General features: G+C 59.0%; 25 protein-coding genes. 14 read left to right on the top strand and 11 right to left on the bottom strand.

The window, feature by feature from the left end:
- The first annotated feature begins 8 nt into the window (after positions 1-8).
- The 5 genes from ACNSOI_RS00285 to ACNSOI_RS00265 are packed head-to-tail and all read left to right on the top strand — an operon-like array spanning position 9 to position 4,755.
- Entirely contained in the window at positions 9-674 is a 666-nt protein-coding gene (locus tag ACNSOI_RS00285) for a methylamine utilization protein (RefSeq protein ID WP_286252839.1), read from the top strand.
- On the top strand, positions 674-3,028 hold the full coding sequence (locus ACNSOI_RS00280; protein WP_420194880.1) for a putative bifunctional diguanylate cyclase/phosphodiesterase: 2,355 nt from the start codon (positions 674-676) through the stop codon (positions 3,026-3,028). The genes ACNSOI_RS00285 and ACNSOI_RS00280 overlap by 1 nt, the downstream gene beginning before the upstream one ends.
- Entirely contained in the window at positions 3,025-3,900 is an 876-nt protein-coding gene (locus ACNSOI_RS00275) for a DUF3034 family protein (RefSeq protein WP_420194879.1), read from the top strand. Before ACNSOI_RS00280 ends, ACNSOI_RS00275 begins: the two co-directional genes overlap by 4 nt.
- A gap of 2 nt (positions 3,901-3,902) precedes the next feature.
- Positions 3,903-4,352: a group I truncated hemoglobin gene (locus ACNSOI_RS00270; protein ID WP_286255739.1), complete on the top strand. Its 450-nt coding sequence runs from the start codon at positions 3,903-3,905 to the stop codon at positions 4,350-4,352.
- A gap of 16 nt (positions 4,353-4,368) precedes the next feature.
- The gene (locus tag ACNSOI_RS00265) at positions 4,369-4,755 is read left to right on the top strand and encodes a DoxX family protein (protein ID WP_061331382.1); all 387 of its coding nucleotides are present in this window, start codon (positions 4,369-4,371) and stop codon (positions 4,753-4,755) included.
- A 3-nt stretch (positions 4,756-4,758) separates the two neighbouring features.
- On the opposite strand, the gene ACNSOI_RS00260 is transcribed toward ACNSOI_RS00265, so the two are convergent.
- Positions 4,759-6,558 carry a sensor domain-containing diguanylate cyclase gene (locus ACNSOI_RS00260; protein WP_420194878.1) on the bottom strand — a complete coding sequence of 600 codons (1,800 nt, stop codon included), beginning with the start codon at positions 6,556-6,558 and terminating at the stop codon, positions 4,759-4,761.
- A gap of 161 nt (positions 6,559-6,719) precedes the next feature.
- On the opposite strand from ACNSOI_RS00260, the gene ACNSOI_RS00255 reads away from it, so the two are divergent.
- Together ACNSOI_RS00255 and ACNSOI_RS00250 are read left to right on the top strand one after the other, a co-directional pair.
- Complete coding sequence (locus ACNSOI_RS00255; RefSeq protein ID WP_058091846.1) at positions 6,720-6,950, top strand: DUF1653 domain-containing protein; 231 nt, start codon at positions 6,720-6,722, stop codon at positions 6,948-6,950.
- Between the two features lie 114 nt (positions 6,951-7,064).
- Positions 7,065-8,387, top strand: coding sequence for a Na+/H+ antiporter family protein (locus ACNSOI_RS00250; RefSeq protein ID WP_286252830.1), 1,323 nt, complete (start codon positions 7,065-7,067; stop codon positions 8,385-8,387).
- A gap of 381 nt (positions 8,388-8,768) precedes the next feature.
- Here the strand turns inward: ACNSOI_RS00250 and ACNSOI_RS00245 are convergent, their stop codons facing one another.
- Together ACNSOI_RS00245 and prlC are read right to left on the bottom strand one after the other, a co-directional pair.
- The gene (locus ACNSOI_RS00245) at positions 8,769-9,020 is read right to left on the bottom strand and encodes a YheV family putative zinc ribbon protein (RefSeq protein ID WP_061331385.1); all 252 of its coding nucleotides are present in this window, start codon (positions 9,018-9,020) and stop codon (positions 8,769-8,771) included.
- 57 nt (positions 9,021-9,077) lie between these two features.
- Positions 9,078-11,123 (bottom strand): oligopeptidase A, encoded by a 2,046-nt coding sequence (gene prlC / locus ACNSOI_RS00240; RefSeq protein ID WP_420194877.1) that lies wholly within the window; start codon positions 11,121-11,123, stop codon positions 9,078-9,080.
- A gap of 212 nt (positions 11,124-11,335) precedes the next feature.
- Here prlC and ACNSOI_RS00235 point away from each other — a divergent pair, with 212 nt between their 5' ends.
- From ACNSOI_RS00235 to ACNSOI_RS00210, 6 genes are all read left to right on the top strand, one after another.
- Complete coding sequence (locus tag ACNSOI_RS00235; RefSeq protein ID WP_138437372.1) at positions 11,336-11,875, top strand: gamma carbonic anhydrase family protein; 540 nt, start codon at positions 11,336-11,338, stop codon at positions 11,873-11,875.
- 62 nt (positions 11,876-11,937) lie between these two features.
- Entirely contained in the window at positions 11,938-12,183 is a 246-nt protein-coding gene (locus tag ACNSOI_RS00230) for a hypothetical protein (protein ID WP_420194876.1), read from the top strand.
- Positions 12,176-14,284, top strand: a complete 2,109-nt coding sequence (gene mdoH / locus ACNSOI_RS00225) for a glucans biosynthesis glucosyltransferase MdoH (RefSeq protein WP_420194875.1) — start codon at positions 12,176-12,178, stop codon at positions 14,282-14,284. The genes ACNSOI_RS00230 and mdoH overlap by 8 nt, the downstream gene beginning before the upstream one ends.
- Positions 14,263-15,840, top strand: coding sequence for a glucan biosynthesis protein (locus ACNSOI_RS00220; RefSeq protein WP_420194874.1), 1,578 nt, complete (start codon positions 14,263-14,265; stop codon positions 15,838-15,840). Before mdoH ends, ACNSOI_RS00220 begins: the two co-directional genes overlap by 22 nt.
- Positions 15,840-17,408, top strand: coding sequence for a sulfatase (locus tag ACNSOI_RS00215; RefSeq protein ID WP_138437375.1), 1,569 nt, complete (start codon positions 15,840-15,842; stop codon positions 17,406-17,408). The genes ACNSOI_RS00220 and ACNSOI_RS00215 overlap by 1 nt, the downstream gene beginning before the upstream one ends.
- A gap of 155 nt (positions 17,409-17,563) precedes the next feature.
- Positions 17,564-18,019, top strand: a complete 456-nt coding sequence (locus tag ACNSOI_RS00210; RefSeq protein ID WP_286252819.1) for an Hsp20/alpha crystallin family protein — start codon at positions 17,564-17,566, stop codon at positions 18,017-18,019.
- Between the two features lie 20 nt (positions 18,020-18,039).
- On the opposite strand, the gene ACNSOI_RS00205 is transcribed toward ACNSOI_RS00210, so the two are convergent.
- The 8 genes from ACNSOI_RS00205 to ACNSOI_RS00170 form a co-directional block, all read right to left on the bottom strand.
- Positions 18,040-18,357, bottom strand: coding sequence for a PA4642 family protein (locus ACNSOI_RS00205; protein ID WP_058091841.1), 318 nt, complete (start codon positions 18,355-18,357; stop codon positions 18,040-18,042).
- 109 nt (positions 18,358-18,466) lie between these two features.
- Positions 18,467-19,300 carry a flagellar motor protein MotB gene (locus ACNSOI_RS00200; RefSeq protein ID WP_058091840.1) on the bottom strand — a complete coding sequence of 278 codons (834 nt, stop codon included), beginning with the start codon at positions 19,298-19,300 and terminating at the stop codon, positions 18,467-18,469.
- Between the two features lie 3 nt (positions 19,301-19,303).
- Positions 19,304-20,077 (bottom strand): motility protein A, encoded by a 774-nt coding sequence (locus ACNSOI_RS00195; protein WP_061331392.1) that lies wholly within the window; start codon positions 20,075-20,077, stop codon positions 19,304-19,306.
- A gap of 35 nt (positions 20,078-20,112) precedes the next feature.
- Positions 20,113-20,940 carry a shikimate dehydrogenase gene (aroE, locus tag ACNSOI_RS00190; RefSeq protein WP_106694567.1) on the bottom strand — a complete coding sequence of 276 codons (828 nt, stop codon included), beginning with the start codon at positions 20,938-20,940 and terminating at the stop codon, positions 20,113-20,115.
- Complete coding sequence (hemF, locus tag ACNSOI_RS00185) at positions 20,930-21,859, bottom strand: oxygen-dependent coproporphyrinogen oxidase (protein ID WP_286252810.1); 930 nt, start codon at positions 21,857-21,859, stop codon at positions 20,930-20,932. Before hemF ends, aroE begins: the two co-directional genes overlap by 11 nt.
- 8 nt (positions 21,860-21,867) lie before the next feature.
- Complete coding sequence (locus ACNSOI_RS00180) at positions 21,868-22,440, bottom strand: L-threonylcarbamoyladenylate synthase (RefSeq protein ID WP_286252807.1); 573 nt, start codon at positions 22,438-22,440, stop codon at positions 21,868-21,870.
- Positions 22,441-22,485: 45 nt separating this feature from the next.
- Complete coding sequence (gene dprA, locus ACNSOI_RS00175) at positions 22,486-23,631, bottom strand: DNA-processing protein DprA (RefSeq protein WP_286252806.1); 1,146 nt, start codon at positions 23,629-23,631, stop codon at positions 22,486-22,488.
- 85 nt (positions 23,632-23,716) lie between these two features.
- Complete coding sequence (locus ACNSOI_RS00170; protein ID WP_061331396.1) at positions 23,717-24,733, bottom strand: LysM peptidoglycan-binding domain-containing protein; 1,017 nt, start codon at positions 24,731-24,733, stop codon at positions 23,717-23,719.
- A 296-nt stretch (positions 24,734-25,029) separates the two neighbouring features.
- Between ACNSOI_RS00170 and def the strand changes: the two genes are divergently transcribed.
- Complete coding sequence (gene def, locus ACNSOI_RS00165; RefSeq protein ID WP_082780516.1) at positions 25,030-25,536, top strand: peptide deformylase; 507 nt, start codon at positions 25,030-25,032, stop codon at positions 25,534-25,536.
- Positions 25,537-25,588 lie beyond the last annotated feature (52 nt).

Genomic DNA, 25,588 nt, shown 5'->3' with positions numbered 1-25,588 from the left:
AGGAATCCATGAAAACGTCCACTGTCACCCTGACGGCGCTCCTTTCAATGCCGGCAATACCCGCCATAACGAGTGGCCACGAACTGTCAGTGTCCGTCAGGCTTGTTGGCAGCGATGCGCCTGTTGCCAATGCCGTGGTTTCGGTGCCCAGTGGCCTCAGGCCCGACCCGGTAATCGCAGAAATATATCAGAAGGATCGTGCCTTCCACCCTCATATTCTGGTTGTTCCCATCGGATCCAGCGTGGATTTTCCGAACCGTGACAATACACAACACCACGTCTACTCGTTTTCACCCGCAAAGACGTTCAATATCGAACTCTACGCTGATCGCCCTGCCGCCCCGATCATATTCGACAAACCTGGCATCGTTGAGCTGGGCTGCAACATACATGATCACATGCAAGGCTTTGTGGTGGTCACAGACACTTCGACCTTCGGCCAGACCAACGAACATGGCCAGGTTACCCTGCCCATCGATCCCGGGGTCGCCAAAGACAACCAGGGCAGCATAACCTTGAACGTATGGCACCCACGCCTGCTAGATAACACTCACCCGGTAACTCGGGAAATAGGTAACGGCAGTCAAACAGTGGTCGTTACCCTCGATCTGGAACCCGCGCCAGCCACAGAAGGCTCCCTGGACCGACTCCAGCAACGCTTCCGGAAGCTGTAATGGCCTTGGCTGCTCGTCTCGGGTTCCGCGGCCGACTCATTACCGCCATGATCTCGCTGGTCGCTCTGGTCAGTCTTGTGATCGTTGCCCTGCTGATGGTGTACCTGTTCGAGGATGAAAAAAGCAGGGCCCTGGAACAACTGGCCATTGGGAAACGGCTGACCAACGAAGTCATTGACCGGCGCACCGAGCTGGAACTGTCGCGGCTCAGTGTCGTGGTGCAGGATTTCGGTTTCCGTTCTGCCATCGCCAGCGGAGACCCGGCCACGATTGACAGCGCTCTCGAAAATCACAGCGGCAGGGTGGGTGCTGACTTTGCGCTGTTACTGGACAGCCAGGGAAAGCCTCTGGCCTCTACACTGCAACAACCCTTTCCTCAAATATCACAAGAACAGCTGAGCAACTCCCGCCGCAACGGTTTCACCCGGTCACTGCGGGCAATCGACGGTAGGGGTTACGAAGTTCTTGTTATTCCGATTGAGGCGCCCGGACTTCGAGCCTGGCTGGTCACCGGTTTCGCCATGGACCAACCCCTGGCAGAAGTGATTGCCCGGCTCAGTGGCACATCGGTAATTTTTCGGGCCCAATCAAACCAGACTGGCAGTTTGAGCAGTTTCGCCGCCACCGCCAGCATTGACGACAACCTTGAACAGGAGCTCGCCGGGGCATCGGGGGACGCCAATTTCATCGAGAGCGCCGGCTATTTCACACGCATTATCAACCTTGGCGAATCGGAGCCCGCCGCCATCCAGGCAGTGCTGCTGATCAGCCGTGATGCCACGCTTCAGAACTACTACCGACGGGCCGTGGAAATTGCCTTGCTGGTGACCGCCATCCTTATTTTCGCCATCGTGCTGGCCCTGGTTATCGCCCGGAATCTGGGGCGTCCGGTTTTGCAACTGGCAAGCTACGCGCGCGCAATCGGTGAAGGAAATACCCCTCGCCCCCCCACAATCCGGGCCGGCGGCGAACTGACCCAGCTCAGGAACGCCCTGCGGGACATGCTGTCCGGTCTCCGGGAAAGGGAAGCCCAGATCCGCTATGCGGCCACCCATGATGACGTCACTGGCCTTGGCAACCGCAACGCATTGATGCAGGCAGCCGCCGATCTGTTTGAACAAAAAGCCCAGGGCATCCTTCTGGGTATCCGGCTCAACGACCTCTCCGACATTAACGATACCCTGGGCCTGGAGTTCGGCGACAAGGTGCTGATCGGTATTTCAAAACGCCTGCAACAGGAACTTCAGGATGCCCGAATCCTTGCCCGTACCGGCGGCGGCGAGTTTCTGGCCCTGATTCCCCCCTTGCCCCCGGAGCGACGCAACCACAGGATTCGTCAACTGCACGCACTCATTGAGTCTCCGCTGCAGGTGGACCAGACTCCCTTCTCCCTGCGCGTCACCATGGTAACCATGGAATTGCCCGAGGACGCCTCAGACACCGATGCTCTGCGCCGCAGGCTCAACCTGACGTTCGAACAGGCCGAGGCAAACCCAGAACCCTTTACCCGATACCAGCCTGGGCAGGATGAGAGCCATCTCAGAGAACTGAAACTGATCACCGACCTGCATGCCGCTATCCTGAGTGACGGGTTGCACATGAACTACCAGCCAAAACTGAACAGCCAGACCGGGAAGCTGGTGCAGGTAGAGGCCCTGGTACGGTGGATTCATCCGGAACTGGGCTTTGTGTCCCCAGAAGAGTTCATCTTTCTCGCCGAACAGTCAGGGCAGATCCACGATCTGACGGCCCATATCCTGAAACGGGTCGCCAGGGATGCCCGACAATGGCATGAGCAGGGTGTCGACGCGGGCGTCGCCATTAACCTGTCCGCAATGGACCTGACCTGGCCCGACCTGACCCGGCACATCGCGGAAACCTTTAACGATTGGCACCACGATCTGGAGCGGGTCACCCTGGAAGTCACTGAAAGTGCACTGATGGAGGATCCGGAGGAGGCAATGGCTACCCTGAACCAGCTCCGGGAGCTGGGCGTAACCCTGTCGGTGGATGACTTTGGCACCGGCTACTCCTCATTGTCCCAGCTGCGCAAGCTGCCGGTACAGGAGCTGAAAATCGACAAGTCGTTCGTGCTGCAGCTGGATTCCGAGCCCCAGGACCAGCTGATCGTAAAGTCCACTATTGATATGGCCCACGGCCTCGGGCTGAAGGTCGTGGCCGAAGGCATTGAGAATCTGGAAGCCTGGCAGTTGCTGCAACATTGGGGCTGCAACCTCGGCCAGGGTTTTTACCTCAGCCGCCCGGTTCATCCTGAGGACCTGCCGGAGACTGCACAGGCCCTGGCCGACCGCAAAGGGGAGCTGAGCCAACCCAACCCGGAGTATTCAGAATGACAGCAAGACTGTTGGTCACACTCACCATGGCGCTTCTGATGGCATCGACCGCCATGGCCGACATTGGCAGTCGGATTTGGGCGACCGGAGGCGTCACCACCATTGAGGGCAGTGCCGGCGGTGGCCTGGTCCCCTGGGCACTGCTGGGCAGCTATGCCAGCGACGAGGAATGGGGCGGCACCCTGGCACTCAGCCGTGCCGAAGTGGACGATTACTCGCTCACGGTCACTGGTGCCGGGCTGAACTGGAATAACCGGCTGGAGCTCACCATAGCACGGCAGACCCTAGACCTGGACAGTTTGGTCTTTACCCTCAAAGACGGCTTCGGCCTTGAACAGGATGAACTGAACCTGGATATATTCGGGGCCAAGGTCCGACTCGCCGGCGACGTGTTATACAGCCCCTGGGGCCAATTGTCCGCCGGGGTACAGTACAAGCGCCAGCGGGATTTTACCGTGCCCTCCGCAATCGGTGCCCGTGATGACACTGGTACCGATATCTACTTCAGTGGAAGCAAACTATTCTTCGCCGCGGTTCTGGATCGCAACCTGCTGGTTAACCTGACGGCCCGAGCAACTCGGGCCAACCAAGGCGGATTGCTAGGTTTCGGCGGTGACCAAAACAATAGCCATGAGGTAATGATGGAAGGCAGCGTAGGAATTTTCCTCACTCGTCAGTGGCTGGTCGGAGCGGAGTACCGGCAAAAGCCGGACAACCTGAATTTTGCCGCCGAAGATGACTGGTGGGACCTGTTCATAGCCTGGGTCCCGGACCGTCGGTTGGCAGTTACCGGCGCCCTCGTAAGCCTGGGCGACATTGCCACACTGGAAGACCAACAAGGCCTGTATCTGTCGCTGCAGGGGAGTTTCTGATGATGGCCAATCTGTACCTCAAACACCTGATCGCCGCTCTACTGTCAGGGATCGCGCTGATCCTGGTTGGCTGCCAGAGCCTGAATAACCAGCCTGACGAATCTCTGTATCAGCAGCTCGGTGAACGTGAGGGCATAGCCAACGTAGTGGAGGACCTGCTTTACCTGATCGTGGACGACGAACGTATCAACCAGCAATTCAAAGGCATGGATGTAGCCCAGTTCCACCGCAACCTGACCGACCAGCTGTGCGAGCTCAGCGGCGGGCCTTGTACCTACACCGGACGGCCGATGCGGGAACTGCATTCCGACATGGGTATTACCGACACTGAGTTCAATGCCTTGGCCGAAAACCTGATTTTAGCCATGGAGCGGAATGATATCCCCACGGGCGCACAAAACCGGCTGATAAAAGCGCTCGTGACAATGTATCCTGACATTCGCAATTTATAGGATGGAGAACTGAACCTTGCTCGAAAACGCCGATTTGGGAAAACTGATTGTCCGGCTCACCCTGGGCGGACTGCTGCTGTTTCATGGCATCGCGAAACTGTTGAACGGTGTCGGCTTCATCGAAGGGCAGCTGGCTGCCCACGGTCTGCCAACCATTTTCGCCTACGGCGTTTACGTGGGTGAAGTCATTGCACCGCTGATGGTGATACTGGGCTACCAGACCCGGATTGGCGCGTTGATTATTGTCTTCAATATGATCGTCGCCATTGCCCTGGTCCATGGGCATCAGCTGTTGAGCCTCAGCAGCAACGGAGGCTGGGCACTGGAGCTGCAGGGTTTCTTCCTGTTTATTGCCTTTGCAGTGATTTTCCTGGGCCCAGGCAAGTACAAACTGAAAAACTGAGACTCAGGAGTCGGCGGTGGGGGCCGGCACTTTCGGCTGCCACACCGCCACCCGATTGCGGCCATTATCCTTGGCGGCATAGAGCGCTTCATCGGCGCGGCGCATCAGCTCTGGGCTGCTGACGCCTCTCGCCGGTAGCATGGTTGCCACACCAACGCTGATGGTCAGTGGCACCGGCGCATCCTGCTCTTTAGTGGCCACAGGGGTTCCCGCAACCGCCTTGCGAATGCGCTCTGCCACTAACAGGGCACCCTCGGAATCGGTGGTTGGCAGCAGTATCGCAAACTCCTCACCGCCGTAACGTGCCACAAGGTCGCCTGCCCGCTGGACTTCCGCCCGCAAAATGCCGGCAAGTGCCACCAGGCAATCATCGCCGGTCAGATGCCCCAGCTCATCATTGACCCGCTTGAAGTGATCAATATCCAGTAACAGCAAGCTCAGCTCGTGCTCATGGCGCAGCGCACGGCCCCACTCAATCTCCAGTTTCTCATCAAACCGGCGGCGGTTTGCCACGTGGGTAAGGCCATCGGTCAGGCTAATGGCCTTGAGCTGTTCGTTGGCACGCTCCAGCTCTTCGGTGCGCTCTCTCACCCGTGCTTCCAGCGTCAGGTTGGCCTGCTGCTGCACTTTCAGTGCATGCTCCTGTGCCTCCTGCCGGCGTCGACGTTCCAGGTTGATCCGGTAGGCGAGGGCAAACGATAGCAGAATAGCCTCAATCGCCACCCCTGCCTGAGGCACCAGTTCGGTGACCTGACTGGTGGGTATCCAGCCCAGCTTACTGACCGCCAGCACCAGATGGCCCACCAGCAGAGGCGTCCAGGCAAGCACGTAAAACCCCGCAAGCACCTGCCCCTGACGCCAGACATACAGCCCGATCAGCCACGCCGCCGGAGTTGCAAAAGCAGCGATCCCACTGACCAGAGCAATGCCACTTTGATAGGGACCAAACACACCGTAGAAGAAGGTAAAACTGCAGGCGCCGATCACCCCCTGCAAGATGCGATAACTGAGGAGACTGTAGTGACGTACCGCCAGAAACTTAATGGTGAACATGACGGCGCAAAACATGCCAAGACTGATCGCCGGCACCGTAAAGTAGCGGTTGAGGCCGGGTAGATCAGGCCAGATCCATTGGAATAGCAAGCCATTAAAGTTGAGCTGGATCATGCCGGTTGATACAACTGTGAGCACATACCACAGGTACGTGGTGTGGCGAACGATGACAAAAAGAAAGAGGTTATAAAACGACAAAGCCACCACGATGCCCAGAAACATGGCCTGCCAGCCATAGGAAAACTGCTCGTTGGCGAGAAACCGGGCTGATGTCGTAACCGCCATGGGAATTTGCACCGCTCCCTGAGTTTTCACCCTTACCCAGGCGACGACTGGCTCGGTGTTCGACGGCACCAGAAACACAAAATTACGATGTATGATCGGCCGGGTATCGAATGGCCGGGTGTCTCCGGTGTGGTGAGATTCGACAATCTGGCCGTCCAGTTCCCAGTAAACGGATACCTCATCCAACAACGGATAGGCGATTTCCAGCACCCGGTTGACGGGCTCCGGCGTAATCGGCACCCTCAGCCAGAACGCACCATTGCTGAAGCCCTGGTTCAGCACCCTGGCAGCGCTATTGTATTGCCATTGGCTATCAGGCAGTTGCTGTACCTGGGTAACGGTCAGGTTGTCCTCGGGCACCTCAACCCAGTCAAATCCCACGGGCTCTGCAAACACCCGGAAGCTGACAACACACAGCAACAGCCCGAAAAGCTGGCATATGGTGCGCGGAAAAGGGCCTTTCATTCTTGTCTGTTATTCCCGGCTCTGGAGTCTTGAACTACACTGGGGAACGGCTGCACGGCGACAGATCCAAACCCCAGCGTCTGAGTTAAGTGTAGACGTAACTGGCGCGGGAGTCCGCCGAAATTAAGGGGTAATCCCCGGTTACCACCTGAGAGGAAGGCATGTTCGACAAAAAGCACCCCATCACCCCCGGCCGATACCGCCATTACAAAGGCAAGGATTACGAGGTCATTGGCGTAGCCCGGCACAGCGAGACCGAGGAACCCCTGGTGGTGTACCGCTGCCTTTACGGGGACTACAGCCTCTGGGTGAGGCCGCTGGCAATGTTCCGGGAAACCGTGGAAGTGGCCGGCGAACAGGTCCCCAGGTTCGCCCGCCTCGACACCGAGTGATCGTTACACAACCGCTTTGACTGCCGCAGTCATTTCCTGCACATTAGCCCACTTTTCGTGCTGCCGGTGCCCAAAAGGCGCCGGTAAATCTTCAATTCCTACCCGGAGTTTGCCATGAATGCCGTTGTTGCCGCGGTACTGATCATGCTCGTGCTGAGCTTGTGCCGCATCCACGTTGTCGTCGCCCTGATCATTGGTGCCATTTCCGGTGGCCTGGTGGCAGGAATGTCTCTGGAAACCACCATCAATGCCTTCAACACCGGCCTGGGTGGCGGTGCCACGGTAGCGCTGTCGTACGCTACCCTGGGTGCCTTCGCCGTGGCCATCGGCAAATCCGGCCTGGCCCACGCCCTGGCCGACAAGGCCCTGGCCATCGTCGGCCGACAGGAGGAGGGCGGCGCGGCCACCGGCATCCGGTTCATGATCATCGGCCTGCTGCTGGCCATTGCCATCTCGTCCCAGAATATCCTGCCAATCCATATCGCCTTCATTCCCCTGGTGGTTCCGCCACTGCTGTACGTGATGGCCAAGCTGAGTATGGACCGCCGTCTGGTAGCTTGCGTGCTCACGTTCGGCCTGATCACCCCGTACATGTTCCTGCCCGTAGGGTTTGGCGGTATTTACCTGAATGAGATCCTGCTGGCCAATGTCGGCGATAACGGCGTGGATGCCAGCGAGCTGAACGTCATGTCCGCCATGGCCCTGCCGGCCCTGGGCATGCTCATCGGCCTGCTGATTGCCGTGTTCTTCAGCTACCGGGGCGGCCGGGGCTACGATCTCAAGCGCATCGAGCAGACCGAACGGGTGGATGTGAAATACAACCCCAAAACCCTGGTGATGGCGCTCGTGGCTATTGCCGTGGCCTTTGTCGTTCAGCTATGGCTGGGCTCCATGATCCTGGGCGCCCTGGCGGGCTTCGTGCTGTTCAATATTTCCGGTGTGGTGAAGTGGAAGGAAGCGGATGACCTGTTCACCGAGGGCATGAAGATGCTGGCGATGATCGGTTTCATCATGATTGCCGCCAACGGCTTTGCCGAGGTGATGCGGGAAACCGGCGAGATTGCCAGCCTGGTGGAGGGCTCGGTGGCCGCTATCGGTGACAACAAGGCGCTGGCAGCATTACTGATGCTGGTGGTGGGCCTGCTAATTACCATGGGGATTGGTTCGTCGTTCTCCACCATTCCCATCATTGCGGCGTTGTACGTGCCGCTGGCCCTGCAACTGGGCTTCAGCCCCCTGGCCATCGTGGCCCTGGTGGGCACGGCCGGTGCCCTGGGGGATGCGGGTTCACCGGCGTCTGATTCCACCCTTGGGCCGACAGCGGGCCTGAACGTGGACGGCCAGCACAACCACATCTGGGATACCGTGGTGCCGACGTTCCTGCACTACAACCTCCCATTGCTGGTCTTTGGGTGGTTGGCGGCTATGGTGCTTTGATCGATCTTTGGTGATCGTCGCTTTTTGGTAGCCTGCGGTTTTTGAGAGTGGTTTGGGGTTGGTGGGGGGTGTCAAAACGGAAAACGTGGTTTTCCTGATTGTTTTGACACCCCCCACCAACCCCAAACGTTGATCTTCACAGGAATCGTTATAAAAGCGCAGAACACAGGGCCAGGCTTCACCACATTCTTTGGAATTCCAGCACCCAAGCGGTTCTGAACAAGCCAAATAAAAGGGGTTCGGGAGAGGGTTCCAAAACAATCAGGAAAACCACGTTTTCCGTTTTGGAACCCTCTCCCGAACCCCGACCATCCCCCAATCCAGCAGGCTACAAGGCCATCTCCAAACCAACAGGCTACAAGGCCAAACCCCAAAACAAGGTCAGTCCTCAGAGCCAGCCTTAAAAAACACCACCTGCTTTACGGTATGGTCATCGGTGTTGGCCTTCTTGTTCACCCGGGTTTCAATCTCCGGAGCCTCCGGCTGCGGCTGGTCAGACAGGGCATCGGTATAACCACAGGCCACGCACTCGCGAATCTGATCGCCGGCCTCGGTGGTGAACATCGTGATCTTGTCCATCTCCGCGCAGCGGGGGCACACCGCGCCGGCGATGAAGCGTTTCGGACTTGCCATAACTTTACTCCAGTAACACACACCCGGTTGCCGCTGCGACAACCGTGGTGGATTGTATCAGGCAGCTTCGTCCGTGATGCCGGATTGTTTCAGCAGGGCATCCACCTGCGGTTCGCGGCCGCGGAAGGCTTTGAACAGTTCCATGGGCTCCTGGGAGCCACCTTTTTCAAGGATATTGTGCAGGAAGGCCTGGCCGGTTTCCGGGTCGAAGATGCCTTTTTCCTCGAACAGGGAGAAGGCATCGGCGGCCAGCACTTCCGCCCACTTGTAGCTGTAGTAACCCGCGGCGTAGCCACCCGCGAAAATGTGGGAGAAGCCGTTGGGGAACCGGTTGAACTCCGGCGCCTGGACCACGGCGATTTCTTCCCGAACTTTGCGGTGCATGTCCAGCGGGTTGGTGGGAGCCACGTCGGTGAATTCCGCGTGCAGGCGGAAGTCGAACAGTGAGAACTCGAGCTGGCGTACCATTCCCATACCAGACTGGAAGTTCTTGGCGGCCAGCAGCTTCTTCAGCAGGTCTTCCGGCAGTGGCTCGCCGGTTTCATGGTGGCTGGCGATCAGGGCCAGGGATTCCGGGTTCCAGCACCAGTTTTCCAGGAACTGGCTCGGCAGTTCGACGGCATCCCAGGCCACGCCGTTAATGCCGGATACGTCCATCACTTCCACCTGGGTGAGCATGTGGTGCAGGCCGTGGCCGAACTCGTGGAACAGGGTGGTGACTTCGTCGTGGGTCAGCAGCGACGGCTTGCCATCCACCGGCGGGGTGAAGTTACAGGTCAGGAATGCCACCGGCAGCTGCAGCGTGCCACGCTGGTTGCGCCAGCGTACCCGGCAGTCGGCCATCCAGGCACCGCCGCGCTTGCCCTGGCGGGCGAACAAGTCCAGATAGAACCAGGCAATGGGCTGGCCGTTACGGCTGATGCAGTAGGCCTTGGCGTCTTCGTGCCAGGTTTCTACGCCTGTGTGCTCTTCAATTTGCACATCAAACAACTTCTCCGCCACCCGAAACAGGCCCGGTACCACTTTATCCACAGGGAACCAGGGGCGCAGGGTTTCCGGGGAGATGTCGTACTGCTTCTGGCGCAGCTTTTCGCTGTAGTAGCCGATGTCCCAGGCCTGCAGGTCGTCTACACCGTATTCATCTTTCACAAACGCCTTCAGCTCGGCAAACTCTTTCTCTGCCTGGGGCTTGGACTTGGCCGCCAGCTGGTTCAGGAATTCCAGCACCTCGTCGACACTCCGGGCCATCTTGGTGGCCAGGGAACGCTCGGCGTAGTTATCAAAACCCAGCAGCTGGGCCAGCGCATGGCGGCGCTTGAGGATTTCCGCCATTACCGGCGTGTTGTCCCAGGTAGCCGCATCCGGGCCCTGGTCTGAGGCACGGGTCACAAACGCCTCGTACACCTCCCGGCGCAGTTCCCGGTTGTTGCAGTAGGTCATCACCGGGTAGAAACTGGGGAAATCCAGGGTGATCACGTAGCCATCCAGATCTTTCTGCCGCGCCGCCTGCTTGGCACCCTCAATGGCGGTTTCCGGCAGGCCGGACAGCTCGTCTACGTCGGTAATCTGCTTGAACCAGTGCTGAGTGGCATCCAGCACGTTATCACTGAACTTGTTGGACAACTCCGCCAGCTCCCGGGACAGGTCCGCGTAACGCTTCTTCTTGTCTTCCGGCAAGTCGACCCCGCCCAGGCGGAAATCCCGCAGCACGTTCTCGATGGATTTACGCTGGGGCTCACTCAATGCCTTGAAATCCTCCCGTGCGGCCAGTTTCTTGTACGCCTCACACAGGGCACCGTTCTGGCTGACTTCGGTACTGTACTCGGTCAGCTTTTCCAGACAGTTCTTGTACACCTTGCGCAAGTCGTCGTTGTTCATCACGCCGTTCAGGTGTGAAATCACCGACCAGGCGTTGCTGAGCTTGTTCTCTAGCGCTTGCATCGGCTGGGCCAGGGTGTCCCAGGTTGGGTCGTCCTGCTGGGACAGCTCGGCAATCTTCATGCGATTTTCGCTGAGAATCTGGTCAATCGCCGTTTCCATGTGCTCGGTGCGGATATGGCCGAACTTCGGCAACAGATCGTCAGTCAGTAGCGGGTTATTCATAAGTCCCCTTCTCAGCTGTTCGGGTTTAAGTTACTTTCAGGCAACTCCAATACTTGGGGGAGTCTTTGGGAGGAGAGCTTTCCAAAAATTTGCGGAGCCAGGGATGGCGGAGCAGAAGCGCCACATGGATGTGCCGCAGGAGCGTTTTTTGGAAAGCTCTCCTCCCAAAGACTCCTTCCCCTCAATTCGAGGCCAGTCAAAAGGTATATGTAATGGCAAATGTACGAACTCACAAGGGTATCACACCACAATTTGGTGAACGGACCTGGGTAGATGAGAACGCCGTGGTCATCGGTGATGTGGTCATGGGCGAAGACTGCTCGGTCTGGCCCATGACCGTCATCCGCGGTGACATGCACAAAATCCGCATCGGCGACCGCTGCAGCATTCAGGATGGCTCCGTTCTGCACATCACCCATGCCAGCGACTTCAACCCTGGCGGCTGGCCGTTAATCATTGGTGATGACGTGACCGTTGGCCATAAAGCCCTTTTGCATGGCTGCACCATTGGCAGCCGGGTGCTGGTGGGCATGGGGTGCACGGTGATGGACGGCGCCATCGTGGAAGACGAAGTGATTATCGGGGCTGGCACCCTGGTGCCGCCGGGCAAGCGGCTGGAGTCGGGATACCTGTACGTGGGCTCGCCGTGTAAGCAGGCCCGGGCACTGTCAGACAAGGAGCGCACGTTTTTCAAATACACCGCAGCCAACTACGTGAAGCTCAAAGACCAGTATCTTAATGACGCGTCATAAAGTGGTCTGAATACCGGGACGCTTCCGTATGTTTCCGAGCCGTTACAAGCCGGGAGACAACCGTGGATCTGACAGACACCACCCATCAACGTGCATTGCTTTATCTTCGTGCCGTACGGCACGACGCCTGCCCCGTTGCTCTGTCCCGCCTGCAACACGTGGTTGACCGGTACTGTTACGGGGCAGGCAATGCAAAGCTGAGCCATGTTCTGCCTGCCATTCAGCGTTCTCTTTCGACAGACACTGACAAACGCCAGGCTACCCCGCCGAAACTTACCCGCAGCCGGATCGGGTACCAGGGTGACTGAACACCGTTGGCAGACTGTCGCCTACAAGCGGCGCGCTTTGCTCGCACTGCTGGTGCTGGGGCAGACAACTTTCGGCGTTTGGCTGCTTTCCCATAGCCTGTCCATGACCCAACAGGGGTGGCCCGCGGTACTGTTGGTTGTTCTGTTTTCCATTCTGTTTACCTGGATAGGCCTCGGGTTCTGGACCGCGGTGTTCGGCTTTGCAATGCTCAGGCGCGGGGGCGATCCCCACAGCCTCAGCCGCCGGTTCTCAGGGTGTGCGGGCGCCGGGCCGTTCAAAGGCCGGCTGGCGTTGGTGATGCCAGTCTGTCACGAACCGGTGCAACGTTCCCTCGGTAATCTTCAGGCTGTGTATCAAGAGCTTGAAGACAAGGGCTGGCACAACCAACTTGATGTCTATGTGTTATCCGACAGTCAGGACCCGGAAGTCTGGCTTGAGGAACAGGCAACCTGCGCTGAATTGAGCGCCGGTATGGCTGCCGGCAACCGGCTTTTTTACCGCCGCCGGCGAGTGAACCTGAACTTCAAAAGCGGCAACATCGCCGATTTCCTCCGACGATGGGGTGCCCGATACCGTTACATGGTGGTGCTGGACGCCGACAGCCTGCTCACAGCCTCAGCGATTGAAAAACTCGTTCAGTTGATGGAACAGCGTCCCCGGGCCGGCATTATCCAGACCGCACCCAGGCTGGTACGGGCGGATACCCGCTTTGCCCGGCTGCAACAGTTCGCCAATCGGTGCTATGGCCGAATCCACAGTGCCGGCCTGGCAGCCGTTCAACTGGGTGATGCCAATTACTGGGGCCACAATGCCATTATCCGGGTAGCACCGTTCATGGCCCACTGCGGTTTGCGAAAGTTACGGGGTTGGGGGCTTTTTCGTGGCCCGATATTGAGTCACGACTATCTCGAATCTGCGCTTATGGGCCGCGCCGGTTTCGAGGTGTGGCTGGAACCGGCCATCGCCGGCAGCTATGAGGAATCACCGCCCACCCTCGGAGACGACCTGATTCGCGACCGTCGCTGGTGCCGGGGCAACCTGCAGCACCTGGTCCCCTTGCTCACGATGACCAAGCTGCGTTTTGCCCACCGCCTGGCGCTACTCACCGGCATTCTGGCTTATCTGGCCTCACCCCTGTGGTTGGCGTTTCTTGCCTTGTCTGGCTACCTCGCCATGGCGGGAACACCGGTTAGCCAACCGTTGCCCGGGCTGATCGGGGTGTCGTCCACAGGCTGGAACCTGGCTGGCGCCTGCCTGATCGGGCTCACCGTAACAACGCTGCTGGGCCCGCGGATTCTGGCACTGGTAGACCAGTGCCTTGCCCGGCGCGAGAGGCTGTTTGGTGGCCGGTGGCGGATGGCAGCCAGCACGGTCATTGAAACCCTGATATCACTGATACTGGCACCCATCCGAATGATCGCCCATAGCGGCCATGTCGCCGGTGCAGTCGTGAATAGCAGCTTGCGTTGGCAGGGGCAGAATCGAACCGGTGCCGGTGGGCTGGAGGAAGCGCTTCAGCACTTTGCCCGGCCCGCACTGGTGTGCGCCGGCGTACTGATTTTGATCCAGTGGTTCAGCCCGAACCTGACGCTCTGGGCCCTGCCGGTCACGATTCCGGTGCTGATTGCGCCGTTACTCACGGTGTGGCTAGCGGGCAAGCGCACCGGCCAACAAATGGTCATTCCCGAACAGGCATCCCCTGTGCCAGTCATCGCTCGCGCTTCGATGGACCACCCGCAGAACAATCGCCTGCCATCACTGAGCTGGTTCGAACAGACAGTGCTATCTCCCCGTTACCACTGTTGGCGGCAACGCCAACCCGGCCCCTCCGGGGGGAGCAAGCAACGGGTGTTGAATGCCCTGGTTAACCAGTGTGCAGCACAAGGCCCCGGCGCACTCACCAGCAGCCAGATCAGCCTGCTCTGCGACCACCCTGAAGCCATGCAATCTCTGCATCTCAAGGCTTGGCAGTCTGAGCCCGACTCACCTTGGGGTAGGGCACTTGCCCGACTGAGCCTGAACCTGAGCCCGATACAAACCGCTACTCACACCCACAGAAACCAACCGGAGCACTCCCCATGGATCGGCGTCGCCTCCTGAAATTCGGACTGGCACTGGCCGCTGGTGCCCCCCTTGCCCTGTCCGGCACCGGGCGAGCACTGGCCAGCGTTGCCGGCTCCGCCGGGCAGGTTTTTAGTGCCCGTTGGCTCCGGGAACACGCCCGGATATTGGCGGCCCAACCTTATCGCGCCCCCCAGAGCCCCCTGCCGCCAAGCCTGCAATCCCTCAATTGGGACCAGTACCAAGGTATACGCTACCGGCCAGAACAGGCACTTTGGCGGGAACGAGACAGCGCCTTTCAGCTCCAGTTCTTTCATTTGGGCCTCTACTTCCAGGAGCCCGTGCATTTCTTTGAAGTGGTCGATGGCTTAGCCCACGAGCTGCCGTATCAAAGCGAGAGTTTCGACTACGGCGACAATAACAACCTCGGTGAATTACCGGATAGCCTGGGCTACGCCGGATTCCGGGTGCATTTCCATCAAGACTTCAACCGGGACATCGCCGCATTCCTGGGAGCTAGCTATTTCCGGGCAGTAGGCGAGTCCCGCCAATACGGCTTGTCTGCCCGGGGCCTGGCGATCAATACCGGGCTGCCGCAGCCAGAGGAGTTTCCTCGCTTCACCACCTTCTGGCTGGAGCGCCCCGGCGCAGGCGACCTGTCACTGACGGTCCATGCCCTGCTGGATTCGCCGAGTGTGGCCGGCGCCTACCGGTTTGTGATTCATCCCGGTGCCAACCTGACCATGGACGTGGAAGCCACCCTGTACCCCCGCAGGGAGCTGACACGCTTCGGGCTCGCGCCGCTCACCAGCATGTACCAGACCGGTGAGAATGATCGGCGCATGGCTAATGACTGGCGCCCGGAAATTCACGATTCCGACGGCCTGGCCATCTGGACCGGCAACGGCGAGCGCATCTGGCGCCCGCTGACCAATCCGGAGCAGGTGACGGTTAGCCATTTTATCGATAACCAACCCCGAGGCTTTGGCCTGCTTCAACGGGATCGGGATTTCAGCAACTACCAGGATGACGGTGTGTTTTACGAATTGCGGCCCAGTCTTTGGGTAACCCCCCGAGGTAACTGGGGCGAGGGCGCCGTGATGCTGGTGGAGATCCCGACGCTCGATGAAACCTTTGACAACATCGTGGCCTTCTGGAATCCGAAGGAGTCCTGGCGGCCCGGAGAAGCCTATCCCATCGGGTACCGGCTCACCTGGGGCGAAACCATGCCGGATCAAAATCCGGAGCTTGGCGCGGTGGTCGCCACGCGCACCGGTATTGGAGGTGTTATTGGCCAGCCCCGAACCTACTTTTCCCGGCGCTTTGCGGTGGACTTTACCGGCGGGAGCCTTTCAATGATGGACCGTCATGCCGGGGTCGAGGCAGTCGTGAGTGCCAGCCGGGGCAAAGTAGAACTGGTATCGGCCAGGCCGCTGCACGCCATCAACGGCTTCCGCGCCATGTTTGATCTAATTCCGGATGATGACACCAGCCCGATAGACCTGCGCCTTTACCTGAGAATAGGCTCCCAGGCACTGACTGAAACCTGGCTGTACCAGTACGCGCCACCACCGCCAGAGGCCCGATCGCTTTGATGCTGGCCGCCTTTGTATTGCTTAACGGGCTGTTGCTGCTACCCGCCCTGGCACTTCCGGGCCCGGCGCCCTGGCTGGCGCTGGAAGCCCTGATTATCTGGTGGCTGTTACACCAACTACCCAACCAACGTGACCGACTGGCGATGCTGTTTTCAGGCATTTACGCCCTGATGGTCTGGCTGATTGCGGCCGATGCGCTGGTCCGTCAGAGCCTGGGGCGGGGCCTGAATCTGTATCTGGAAGTGAGCTTGCTGGATGCCGCCTGGCATCTGCTCCGCACCAACCTGGGTATCCCGGGGGCCGTACTGGTTTTGGTCGCGCTGATCCTGACGGCGGCCCTCGTGGCCTGGGTGTTTCGCCGGCTCGGACTGCACCTCGCCCGAACGCTGCCGTTACGGGGGCGGGCCCTGGGGCTCAGCGCCACGGCATTGCTCACGCTGGCCATACTGACCCCTTGGGTAGGGAGCCCGGCCCTGGCCTTCGTCGCCAATCAGGGATCGTTGATCAAACACACGCATCAGGCCACCTCGGCTTTTCGTGCCGGCCTGGAACAACAACCAACCGCCAGCCGGCAACCGCGCGCACTGCCGGGCCTGGCCAATACCGATGTGGTATTGGCCTTCGTGGAATCCTACGGCATCTCCGGGCTTACCGATGAACGTTACCGGCCGGTATTGGGCCCCAGGCTGGCCACCTTGGCCGAACAGCTGGATAGTGCCGGCCTGACCGTCGCCACCGGCCGCCTGAAAGCACCCATCCAGGGCGGGCAATCCTGGCTCGGCCATCTCTCGGTGCTCAGTGGGCAGTGGATCAACACCCAGATTGCCTATGAAGCGCTGCTGAGCAGCAACTACGCCACGTTGATCGATGATTTCCGGGTGACCGGGCATCAGACCATGGCGGTGATGCCCGCCATCACCCGGGAATGGCCGGAAGGTCAGCTATTTGGCTACCACCGCATTTATGATCAAGACGCGCTCGGTTACCAGGGGCCAGCGTTCAACTGGGTCACCATGCCCGATCAGTTCACCTGGCACCGGTTCGAACAGCTTAGACAGGCAACGCCGTCCCCAGTGTTCGCGGAGCTGGCACTGATCAGCAGCCACGCTCCCTGGGTGCCGATACTGCCAGTGCTGGACGATTGGGACAGCATTGGAGATGGCCAGATTTTCCAGCAATGGGAAGGCGCTGGCGAGGCGCCCGCCTCGCTCTGGCGGGATCCGGAGCGGGTTCGGGAACATTATATTCAGGCCATCGATTACGCCCTGGCCGTTGCCGGAGACTACGCGGCTCGCTATCTCACTGACGGGTCACTGCTGTTCATACTGGGTGATCACCAGCCGGCGCCACTCATCACTGGAGACGATGCCAGCAGAGATGTGATCATCCATGTGATCAGCCGCAACCCGACACTGGTAAACCCTTTTCTGAACGGAGACCTGCCAGGATTCCGGCCAGGTACCCTGCCGGATGAGCACACCGATGGCGCCCCCATGAGCCGATTTCGGGCATTTCTGCTCGCGCAGTTTGGCGAACCCTCAAGGCCCTTGATGCAGGTCAAAAAGTAAACAGAGGGGTGCTTGAAAACAAACCGGGCGATCCTATATTCGTGAATAGCAGAAGTTCACGGAGTCCATCCGGCTGGCGCCACCGGTATGGAGCTGTTCCGCGAGCGAAGCTGATGAAAATCTCAGGTTCGACATCGTTAAAGGAGGAGTTCCCTATGAGCAATCTGACCCGCTGGAATCCGATCGGCGAATTCGAAGACATGATGAACCGCTACAACCGGGTGTTCGGGCTCGCACGCACCAATGGCGAACGGGAAGGTAAAGACCTGTTCAGTCGCAGCGACTGGGCTCCGGCTGTGGATATCAAGGAAACGGCCGAAGCCTTCACTGTAGAAGCCGAATTACCCGGCATGAACAAGGACGATGTGAGGGTGACAGTGCACGATGGCGTGCTCACCATTCAGGGCGAGCGCAAGCACGAGGAAGAGACCAGTGACAAGAAGCACCACCGCATCGAGCGGGTCTACGGTAGCTTCCTGCGCCGGTTCACGTTGCCGGACAATGTGGACGAGAACAGTGTGAAAGCCAACTTCAAGGACGGCCTGCTGACTTTGAGCATCCAAAAGGCCGAACCCAAAGAGCCCAAAGCCATCGAAGTAGAAGTGCAGTAAGGCGATGTTCGGGCCGGGGCTCAGTTCCCGGCCGTTGCCTTTTGTTTTGCGCCGGCTTTTTCCAGAGCCCGGGCGTAGTCGCTGCTGCGACGGTGCTGTGACACCCGGTCCAAGATGGTCTGGCCGTGCTCATCTTCGGCGTTTAGATCGCGTCCGGCTTCCACAAAGAACGCCAAAAACCGTTCGAAATCACCTGCCCGCATGGACTCATAGGCGCGAATCAGCACGAAATGATCCGGGTTCAGGTTCTTGTCCCAGGGTGACAGATCGAGAAAGCTTTTAACCCGCTCGTCACTCCACTCTTCTCCAATAACCTTCGGTTTATCTGGTCCGCTCATGCTGAAAACTCCCGTTATCTGCCAAGGTTTGAGCGGCACAGTATAAGGCTTTGAATCTGCATCACTTATATGAATGCACTATGAGAATCTGCACTCAGGCTATAAGCGTTCAGGGGATGATTTCCACAGGCAAGTCGCGGGTGGGCACGGCATCGTCACACTCGGGATTACGAACCGATATTTCAACCCGCCGGTTCACCGCCCGGTTCTCCGCGCTATCATTGGCCACCAACGGCCGGGTTTCGGCACGGCCGGCCGCCACAACCCGCTCAGCCGGTACCTGGCGGTTCAGCACCAGTTCGTGGACGACAGATACCGCCCGGGCAGCAGACAAATCCCAGTTTGAGCGATACACGCTGCTGGATATGGGCACATCGTCGGTGTGGCCAGACACCACCACATCCCCGGTACAGGCCGACAGCACGGTAACCACCCGTTCGATGATCGGAATCATACCCGGCATGATGGCGGCATCGCCAGAACGAAAGGTGGCTTCTTCGGAGAAACGGATAACCACCTGGTCTTCATCGTAATTGATGTGCAAGGTATCGGAGGCAACTTCGGTTTCCAGCTCCTGGATCAACCGGCTGGCCAAGTCCAGGACACCACCGGGAATCTGTCGGGTTTCCGAGCGCTCGGTTCGCTCGTCAATGAACTCCGGCTGATCCTGCAGGTTTTCAGAAGGCTCCGGCAGCGATACGGTATCGGCTTCAATCAGGGTCAGAGGTGTACCGCCGATGTCCTCGGCCACCACATTGCTGGAGCCAAACGCCAGGGACATGGAGTTCGCCATGGCCCGGTACTTCTCGATATCCATCTCGGCGAACGACAACAGCAGGATAAAAAACGTCAGCAACAGGGTTGCCAGATCCGCGAAGGTGACAATCCAGTCGGGCGTACGCTTTTTGAGTGCGTTTTTTTTCAGTGGCCGCGCCGGTTGCAAACCTCAGGCCTCCCGCTCCGGTTCCAGGTTGGTCCGGTGCTCTGGTGTTACGTAAGACGACAGCAGCTCCGTCATAACCCGGGGGTTCTCGCCACGCATGATGCTCTTGATGGATGTGATAATGAGCATCTGGTTGCGGGAATCGTCTTCCGCCTTGAGTTGCAGTTTATCGGCCAGGGGCAAGGCAATGAGCTGGGCAATAAAGGCGCCGTAGAGTGTGGTCAGCAGGGCAATGGCCATGGCCGGGCCAATGGACGAAGGGTCATCCAGAGTGTTCAGCATCTGCACCAGCCCCACCAGCGTACCCAGCATACCGATGGCCGGCGCGGATTCACCAATACCCCGAAACACTCGCTCAGCCACTTCATAGCGCTCTGCGGTTTGCTGGGTTTCCTGTAGCAGAGCCTCTTCTACCAGTTCCGGCGGGTGGCCATCTACACACAGGTTGATGGCTTTTTGCAGAAATTCATCGTCGGTTTCGTGGTTTTCCAGGCCCAGGATGCCCTCTTTGCGAACCACCCGAGCCAGTACACCCACTTCCCGGATCAGTTCCGCCGGACGGGGCAACCGGTCAGTAAAAGCCGAACGAAAAGCCAACCGGAAGGCGCTGACTACCGAGGGCATTCGGAACTTGATCAGTGTCACTGCGAAGGTGCCACCCAGAACAATCGCCAGTCCGGGCAGATTCAGGAAGGTGATGACCGTGGCGTTGGCCAGCATCGCCAGGACAACAATCAGGATTCCGGCAAGCAATCCGACAAGCGTGAGAATGTCCATGAACAACCCTTATGAAACGGCCGGAACCCGCGGCCTCAATCGGTTCGCAATTCTTCAATCACCGGCGCGGTTTCCGGACGCACACCCCGCCACACAAAAAACGATTCTGCGGCCTGTTCCACCAGCATTCCCAGGCCGTCATGCACCCGACGGGCACCGTTATCCAGGGCCCACTGATTGAAGGTGGTGGTCTGCAGAGAATACATCATGTCGTACACCACCGTAGCCGGCCCGATCACATTTGCAGACACCGGGGGCAAGTCTCCCTGCAGGCTGGCGCTGGTGCCATTGATGATCAGGTCAAACGGTTGATCCGGTGCCTCGAAACCACTGGCGCTCAATACCGTTGCGCCGGCATCTTTCGCAAACAGCCTGACCAGCGCTTCCGCCTTGGCCACCGTTCGGTTGGCAATGGTGAGCGCTGCCGGCTGCTCGGCCAGTATCGGGCCAATGACACCCCGAGCGGCACCGCCAGCACCAAGCACCAGTACCTTCAAGCCTTTCAGTGCCACTCCGTGATTGTTCTGCAGATCACGGACAATACCGACGCCATCTGTGTTATCGGCCACCAGCTCGTTTTCTTGATCCAGGTAAAGGGTATTGGCGGCACCGGCTTTCTCTGCCCGAGGCGTCCGGTGGTCCGCCAGGGTCCAGGCCTGCTCCTTGAAGGGCACCGTTACATTCAGGCCCTTGCCGCCCCGCTCAAAAAAATGCCGCACGGTGCCGGAAAACTCATCAATCGGAGCCTGAATGGCGGTGTACTCCACCGGTTCGCCAGTCTGGCAGGCAAACAGGCTGTGAATCCTGGGCGACTTGCTATGGCTGATGGGGTTACCCACCACCGCGTAGAGTTCATTGGTCATTGGCGCCCTCCAGCCAGTTATGGCCCGTCAGGAAGTAGTCTGTCAGCCTGGCTTCTTCGCTGCCGGGCTCCGGCTGCCGGTCATAATCCCAGCGCACCAGCGGCGGCAGTGACATCAGAATGGACTCCGTGCGACCACCAGACTGCAGGCCAAACAGGGTGCCCCGGTCATATACGAGGTTGAACTCCACATACCGACCGCGGCGGTAGAGTTGGAATTCCCGTTCCCGCTCGCCCCAGGGCTGGGCCATCCGGCGCCGCACAATCGGCTCGTAGGCTTCTATGTAACTGTCGCCTACCGCCTGCATAAAGGCAAAGTCCCGGGCAAAATCACCGGTATTGAGATCGTCAAAGAACAATCCACCCACACCCCGGGGCTCCTGTCGGTGTTTCAGATAAAAATAGTCGTCACACCATTGCTTGAACCGGGGGTAAACGTCATCACCAAACGGGGCACAGGCGTTGCGGGCGGTCTGGTGCCAGTGCACGCAGTCTTCCTCGTTGCCGTAGTAGGGCGTCAGGTCATAGCCACCGCCAAACCAGTACACCGGCTCGGCATCTTTTGGCGTGGCGATGAAGAATCTCACATTGGCGTGCGAGGTCGGCACGTAGGGGTTTTCCGGATGAATCACCAGTGACACGCCCATGGCCTGCCAGGGTGCACCGGCCAGATGGGGCCTATGCGCGGTGGCGGAAGCCGGCATGGTGTCGCCCATCACGTGGGAGAAATTCACACCCCCCTTCTCGATCACCTTGCCATCGCTGATCACCCGGCTGATACCGCCGCCGCCTTCCGGTCGCTGCCAGCTGTCACGGATAAACGTTGCCCCGCCATCGACCGCCTCAAGCCGCTGACAGATGCGTTCCTGAAGCCCAATTAGATAGTCTTTGACGGCTTGGGTATCCGGCTGCTGTGACATGCACTCTCCTAGCGAAACTGTTTTCCGGTGACAATATCGATGATTCGGCTGGGCTTGCGGTTTCCACCCAGTGCTCCGGGCACAATACGGTCCAGCTCATCACCGAAGTAACGGCGTACCTGCCAGATGCTGCGGGCCGGCGCCCGGCCAGCGGGGTTGCAGGACGTGGACACCAGCGGCATGCCCGTGGCATTGCAAAGGGCCCGAACTACCGGATGGTCACTGACACGAACCGCAATGGAGCTGTGGCTGCCGCGCACCCAGTCCGGCACCTGCTCGAGCACATCCGGTACCAGGCAGGTAATCGGACCTGGCCAGTGCTGCTCGGCTTCCCATTGCAGCACCCGGGGCAAAGGGTCCAGCAGAAAGCGCACCTGATCAATAGACGCAGCCACCAGAATCATGCCCTTGTGCATCGGGCGCTGCTTTAATTCGAGGATGCGCTCAACCGCCTCGCGGTTCCAGGGATCACATCCCAGCCCCCAGACGGCCTCGGTGGGATAGGCAATAACGCCGCCGGCCAGAACGGTGCGGCGGGCACAATGGAGCTGCCATGAATGCAGGGGAGACGTCGCTGACATAACGAAATTGTACTATCCGGTTGGTCGAACCCAAATAATGCACCGTCAGCCCGCCCGGAGATAACCACCGGGAGCGGAATTAGCCAACCCTTCCAGCTCCAGCAGCAACAAAGACTGCATCAGCTGATCCGCTGGCAGACCCGTGGCCTGGCTCAGTGCATCGGTAGATTGTGGATCATACCCCAAAGCCTCGAGTACCGCGATTTCCCGACTGTCCAACCCGGACAGATCCTGCTCGGCCGGTCCGGTTTGATCACATTCCGATGCGGGCTGCATCGACCACCAGGTGCCCAGTTCCTCCAGAACGTCATCGGCGGTCTCCACCAGCCGTGCGCCCTGTTTGATCAACTGGTGACAGCCTCGGGCCACCGGACTGTGCACCGAGCCGGGAATGGCGAACACCTCGCGCCCCTGTTCCAGCGCGGTTCTCGCGGTGATCAGCGAGCCACTGCGCAGGCTGGCCTCAACCACCAGCACGCCACGGCTCAGGCCACTGATAATCCGGTTCCGTTGCGGAAAGTGGGCGGCCCTTGCCTGTGTTCCGGGCGGGTATTCCGAGACAATAAGCCCCTGCTCAATGATGCGCCCCGCCAGCTTTCGGTGTTGTGCGGGATACAACCTGTCGAGACCGCAGCCCACCACGGCAATGGTCGGAAAACCGGCATCCAGGGCGCCGGCATGGGCGGCACCGTCAATCCCCAGGGCAAGGCCACTGGTGATCAGAAGCCCGCGCCGGCTCAGTTCAGCGGCAAACTGCCGGGCGTGCTCCAGGCCAGCCCGGGTGGCATTGCGACTGCCGACAACGCCAAGCTGGTCCTTGTGTAGTAAGTCGGGATCACCCCGACCGTACAGCAACAACGGGGCGTTATGAATATGCCTGAGTGCATCCGGATATCCGGCTTCACCATACCCCATCAGGAAAATTCCGGACGCCCGGCAGGCCGAGCGTATCCGGTCTGCCTCCACCAACACTGGGTGGCCGGCATCGTCAGCCTGCCAGGCCATCACCGCATCGATGGCATCGGTGGCCAACCCCAGGGCTTTCAGGGTGGCGGCGTTCATTTCGAGGATATCAGTCAGCTGGTCGGTGTTGGCGAGTACCCGCTCACGCAGGCGAAGGCCAAACCGGGGCAGTAGAGACAACAGGAGCCAGCGGTCGCTGGCCGAATCCAGGCAGTTACGTACAGACATCTTTTTTCATCCTTGAAAACGACAATGGCCGGGCGCTCCGGCCCGGCCATTCTACCTCATTACAGACAAGCCCATGCAGGGGTGATCAGGGGTTCTTGACCCGATCACCCACCGCCAGCGGGCGAGTCGCCTGAAGAATCAGGCCATAGCTCATCTTCTCGTAAGACTGGAACACCATCAGCAGGCCAGCCCGCTCGGACGGCAGCTCGATGGTTTCACCGGTGACCGGGTCACGGACCAGGTTACCGCTCTTCATGACTGCCAGCACGTGGCCCGGCATCAAGCCCTCACGTTCGCCGCGGTTGATGGCCACCACGTTGTACTGACCGATCTGGTTAACACCACCATCCACGGAAATCATCCGGCCCTCAATTTCCTCGTCCGGAGAGCTGGGCACGAAGTTGGTGGTCAGGCGGCGGTCTTCGTTGACCAGCAGGCGGTCACCGATGCGCACCTCCTCACTGGAACGGGTCAGGGTCATGGTCAGTACATCACCGTTTTCCGCGGTAATGTTACCCTTGGCGATGCTGCGCGCTTCCAGCCCCAGGAATTCACCGGTTTCAGGATCCACAAATTCCTTGCTGCGACGGAAAACGCCAACCCGGTCAGCCGGCTTCTGGCCACGGGCATAAACCCGGTCACCGGCACCGGTGATGATGCGACCATCTTCGCCTTCCAGCACGTAAGGTGCGCCGTTGATTTCAGCCGGAGAGACAATGCGGGTGTCGGTCAGGAAGCTGCTGATAGCATCCAGCGGGATGGCTGGAATCGGGGTATCGATCGCTTCGGAACGGATTTGCGGTGACAGTTTGACGACATCGCTGGTAGACACCTTGGTAATACGGGGCTTGCCATCGATGTACACCAGCGCCAGGCGATCACCCGGGTAAATCAGGTGGGGGTTGGCAACCTGCGGATTAACGTGCCAGATTTCCGGCCAGTACCAGGGGTTGTTCAGGAATCGCGCTGAAATGTCCCAGAGGGTGTCCCCTTTGACGACAGTGTAACGCTCAGGATGATCAGACCTGAGCTCGGGTTGTGCCTGGGCCCAGGAGGTAAACAGCAGCGCCGTCGCTGCCAGAGCGTACAACAATTTCCTCATTGTCTATATCCTTGATCGCGTGCCTTGAATCTTTGCGTTGGGTAACGTCGCAGCGGTATCCCCGCAGCTTATTACGTTGTTATTCCCGTTACTATAGAAGATGTTCGGGTATTTGTGATGTTATCTTTTGTTCTTCCAGTAAATTCTTCAGACTGCCTGAAAGATTTTAACTATTAACTGATCAGTTTGTACTCAATCGACAATTTATCGGATAATAGAGCCATTACGTTCTCCCCATCATAGATTCGTGGAGAAAATTTGCGCAGACCGCCGTCGCATTTCAGAGAAGCCAAAGCATTATGATTTTAGAGATTCTTGAGTACCCGGACCCGCGCCTTCGCACCATCGCCAAGCCGGTGGACGAGGTGACCGACGACATCCGCAAGCTGATCGACGACATGTTCGAGACCATGTACGATGCCCCCGGCATTGGCCTGGCGGCTACTCAGGTCAACGTGCACAAACAGATCATCGTCATGGACCTGTCGGAGGACAAGAGCGAGCCCCGGGTGTTCATCAACCCGAAAGTGGAAGTACTGGATGGCGAGCTGGAAGCCATGCAGGAAGGCTGCCTGTCGGTACCCGGTTTCTATGAAGACGTAAAGCGCATCGAGCACTGCCGGATTACCGCCAAAGACCGTAACGGTGAAGAATTTGTGCTTGAGGCTACCGGCCTGCTGGCGGTGTGCATCCAGCATGAAATGGACCACCTGAACGGCAAGCTGTTCGTGGATTACCTCAGCTCGCTCAAGCGTAACCGCATTCGCAAGAAGCTGGAAAAGCTCCACAAGCAAAGCGCCTGAGGCGCCAACAGCACAGAACCGAATTCAGACCGGGTTACGACCCGGTTTTTTC

The organism is Marinobacter sp. GH_1, assembly GCF_048595985.1.
In the GTDB taxonomy this organism is placed as follows: domain Bacteria; phylum Pseudomonadota; class Gammaproteobacteria; order Pseudomonadales; family Oleiphilaceae; genus Marinobacter; species Marinobacter shengliensis.
The sequence above is the reverse complement of the archived record's forward strand: the minus strand, read 5'-3'. Positions and strand labels throughout refer to the sequence as shown.

Coding starts and splice junctions, on each gene's coding strand:
- ACNSOI_RS00195 (WP_061331392.1), bottom strand. CDS start 20,077: ATGGACATTCTCACGCTTGTCGGATTGCTTGCCGGAATCCTGATTGTT.
- ACNSOI_RS00210 (WP_286252819.1), top strand. CDS start 17,564: ATGAGCAATCTGACCCGCTGGAATCCGATCGGCGAATTCGAAGACATG.
- ACNSOI_RS00275 (WP_420194879.1), top strand. CDS start 3,025: ATGACAGCAAGACTGTTGGTCACACTCACCATGGCGCTTCTGATGGCA.
- aroE (WP_106694567.1), bottom strand. CDS start 20,940: ATGACCAATGAACTCTACGCGGTGGTGGGTAACCCCATCAGCCATAGC.
- ACNSOI_RS00170 (WP_061331396.1), bottom strand. CDS start 24,733: ATGAGGAAATTGTTGTACGCTCTGGCAGCGACGGCGCTGCTGTTTACC.
- ACNSOI_RS00255 (WP_058091846.1), top strand. CDS start 6,720: ATGTTCGACAAAAAGCACCCCATCACCCCCGGCCGATACCGCCATTAC.
- ACNSOI_RS00280 (WP_420194880.1), top strand. CDS start 674: ATGGCCTTGGCTGCTCGTCTCGGGTTCCGCGGCCGACTCATTACCGCC.
- ACNSOI_RS00260 (WP_420194878.1), bottom strand. CDS start 6,558: ATGAAAGGCCCTTTTCCGCGCACCATATGCCAGCTTTTCGGGCTGTTG.
- ACNSOI_RS00180 (WP_286252807.1), bottom strand. CDS start 22,440: ATGTCAGCGACGTCTCCCCTGCATTCATGGCAGCTCCATTGTGCCCGC.
- ACNSOI_RS00235 (WP_138437372.1), top strand. CDS start 11,336: ATGGCAAATGTACGAACTCACAAGGGTATCACACCACAATTTGGTGAA.
- hemF (WP_286252810.1), bottom strand. CDS start 21,859: ATGTCACAGCAGCCGGATACCCAAGCCGTCAAAGACTATCTAATTGGG.
- ACNSOI_RS00250 (WP_286252830.1), top strand. CDS start 7,065: ATGAATGCCGTTGTTGCCGCGGTACTGATCATGCTCGTGCTGAGCTTG.
- ACNSOI_RS00285 (WP_286252839.1), top strand. CDS start 9: ATGAAAACGTCCACTGTCACCCTGACGGCGCTCCTTTCAATGCCGGCA.
- ACNSOI_RS00220 (WP_420194874.1), top strand. CDS start 14,263: ATGGATCGGCGTCGCCTCCTGAAATTCGGACTGGCACTGGCCGCTGGT.
- dprA (WP_286252806.1), bottom strand. CDS start 23,631: ATGTCTGTACGTAACTGCCTGGATTCGGCCAGCGACCGCTGGCTCCTG.
- ACNSOI_RS00245 (WP_061331385.1), bottom strand. CDS start 9,020: ATGGCAAGTCCGAAACGCTTCATCGCCGGCGCGGTGTGCCCCCGCTGC.
- ACNSOI_RS00215 (WP_138437375.1), top strand. CDS start 15,840: ATGCTGGCCGCCTTTGTATTGCTTAACGGGCTGTTGCTGCTACCCGCC.
- ACNSOI_RS00270 (WP_286255739.1), top strand. CDS start 3,903: ATGGCCAATCTGTACCTCAAACACCTGATCGCCGCTCTACTGTCAGGG.
- prlC (WP_420194877.1), bottom strand. CDS start 11,123: ATGAATAACCCGCTACTGACTGACGATCTGTTGCCGAAGTTCGGCCAT.
- ACNSOI_RS00205 (WP_058091841.1), bottom strand. CDS start 18,357: ATGAGCGGACCAGATAAACCGAAGGTTATTGGAGAAGAGTGGAGTGAC.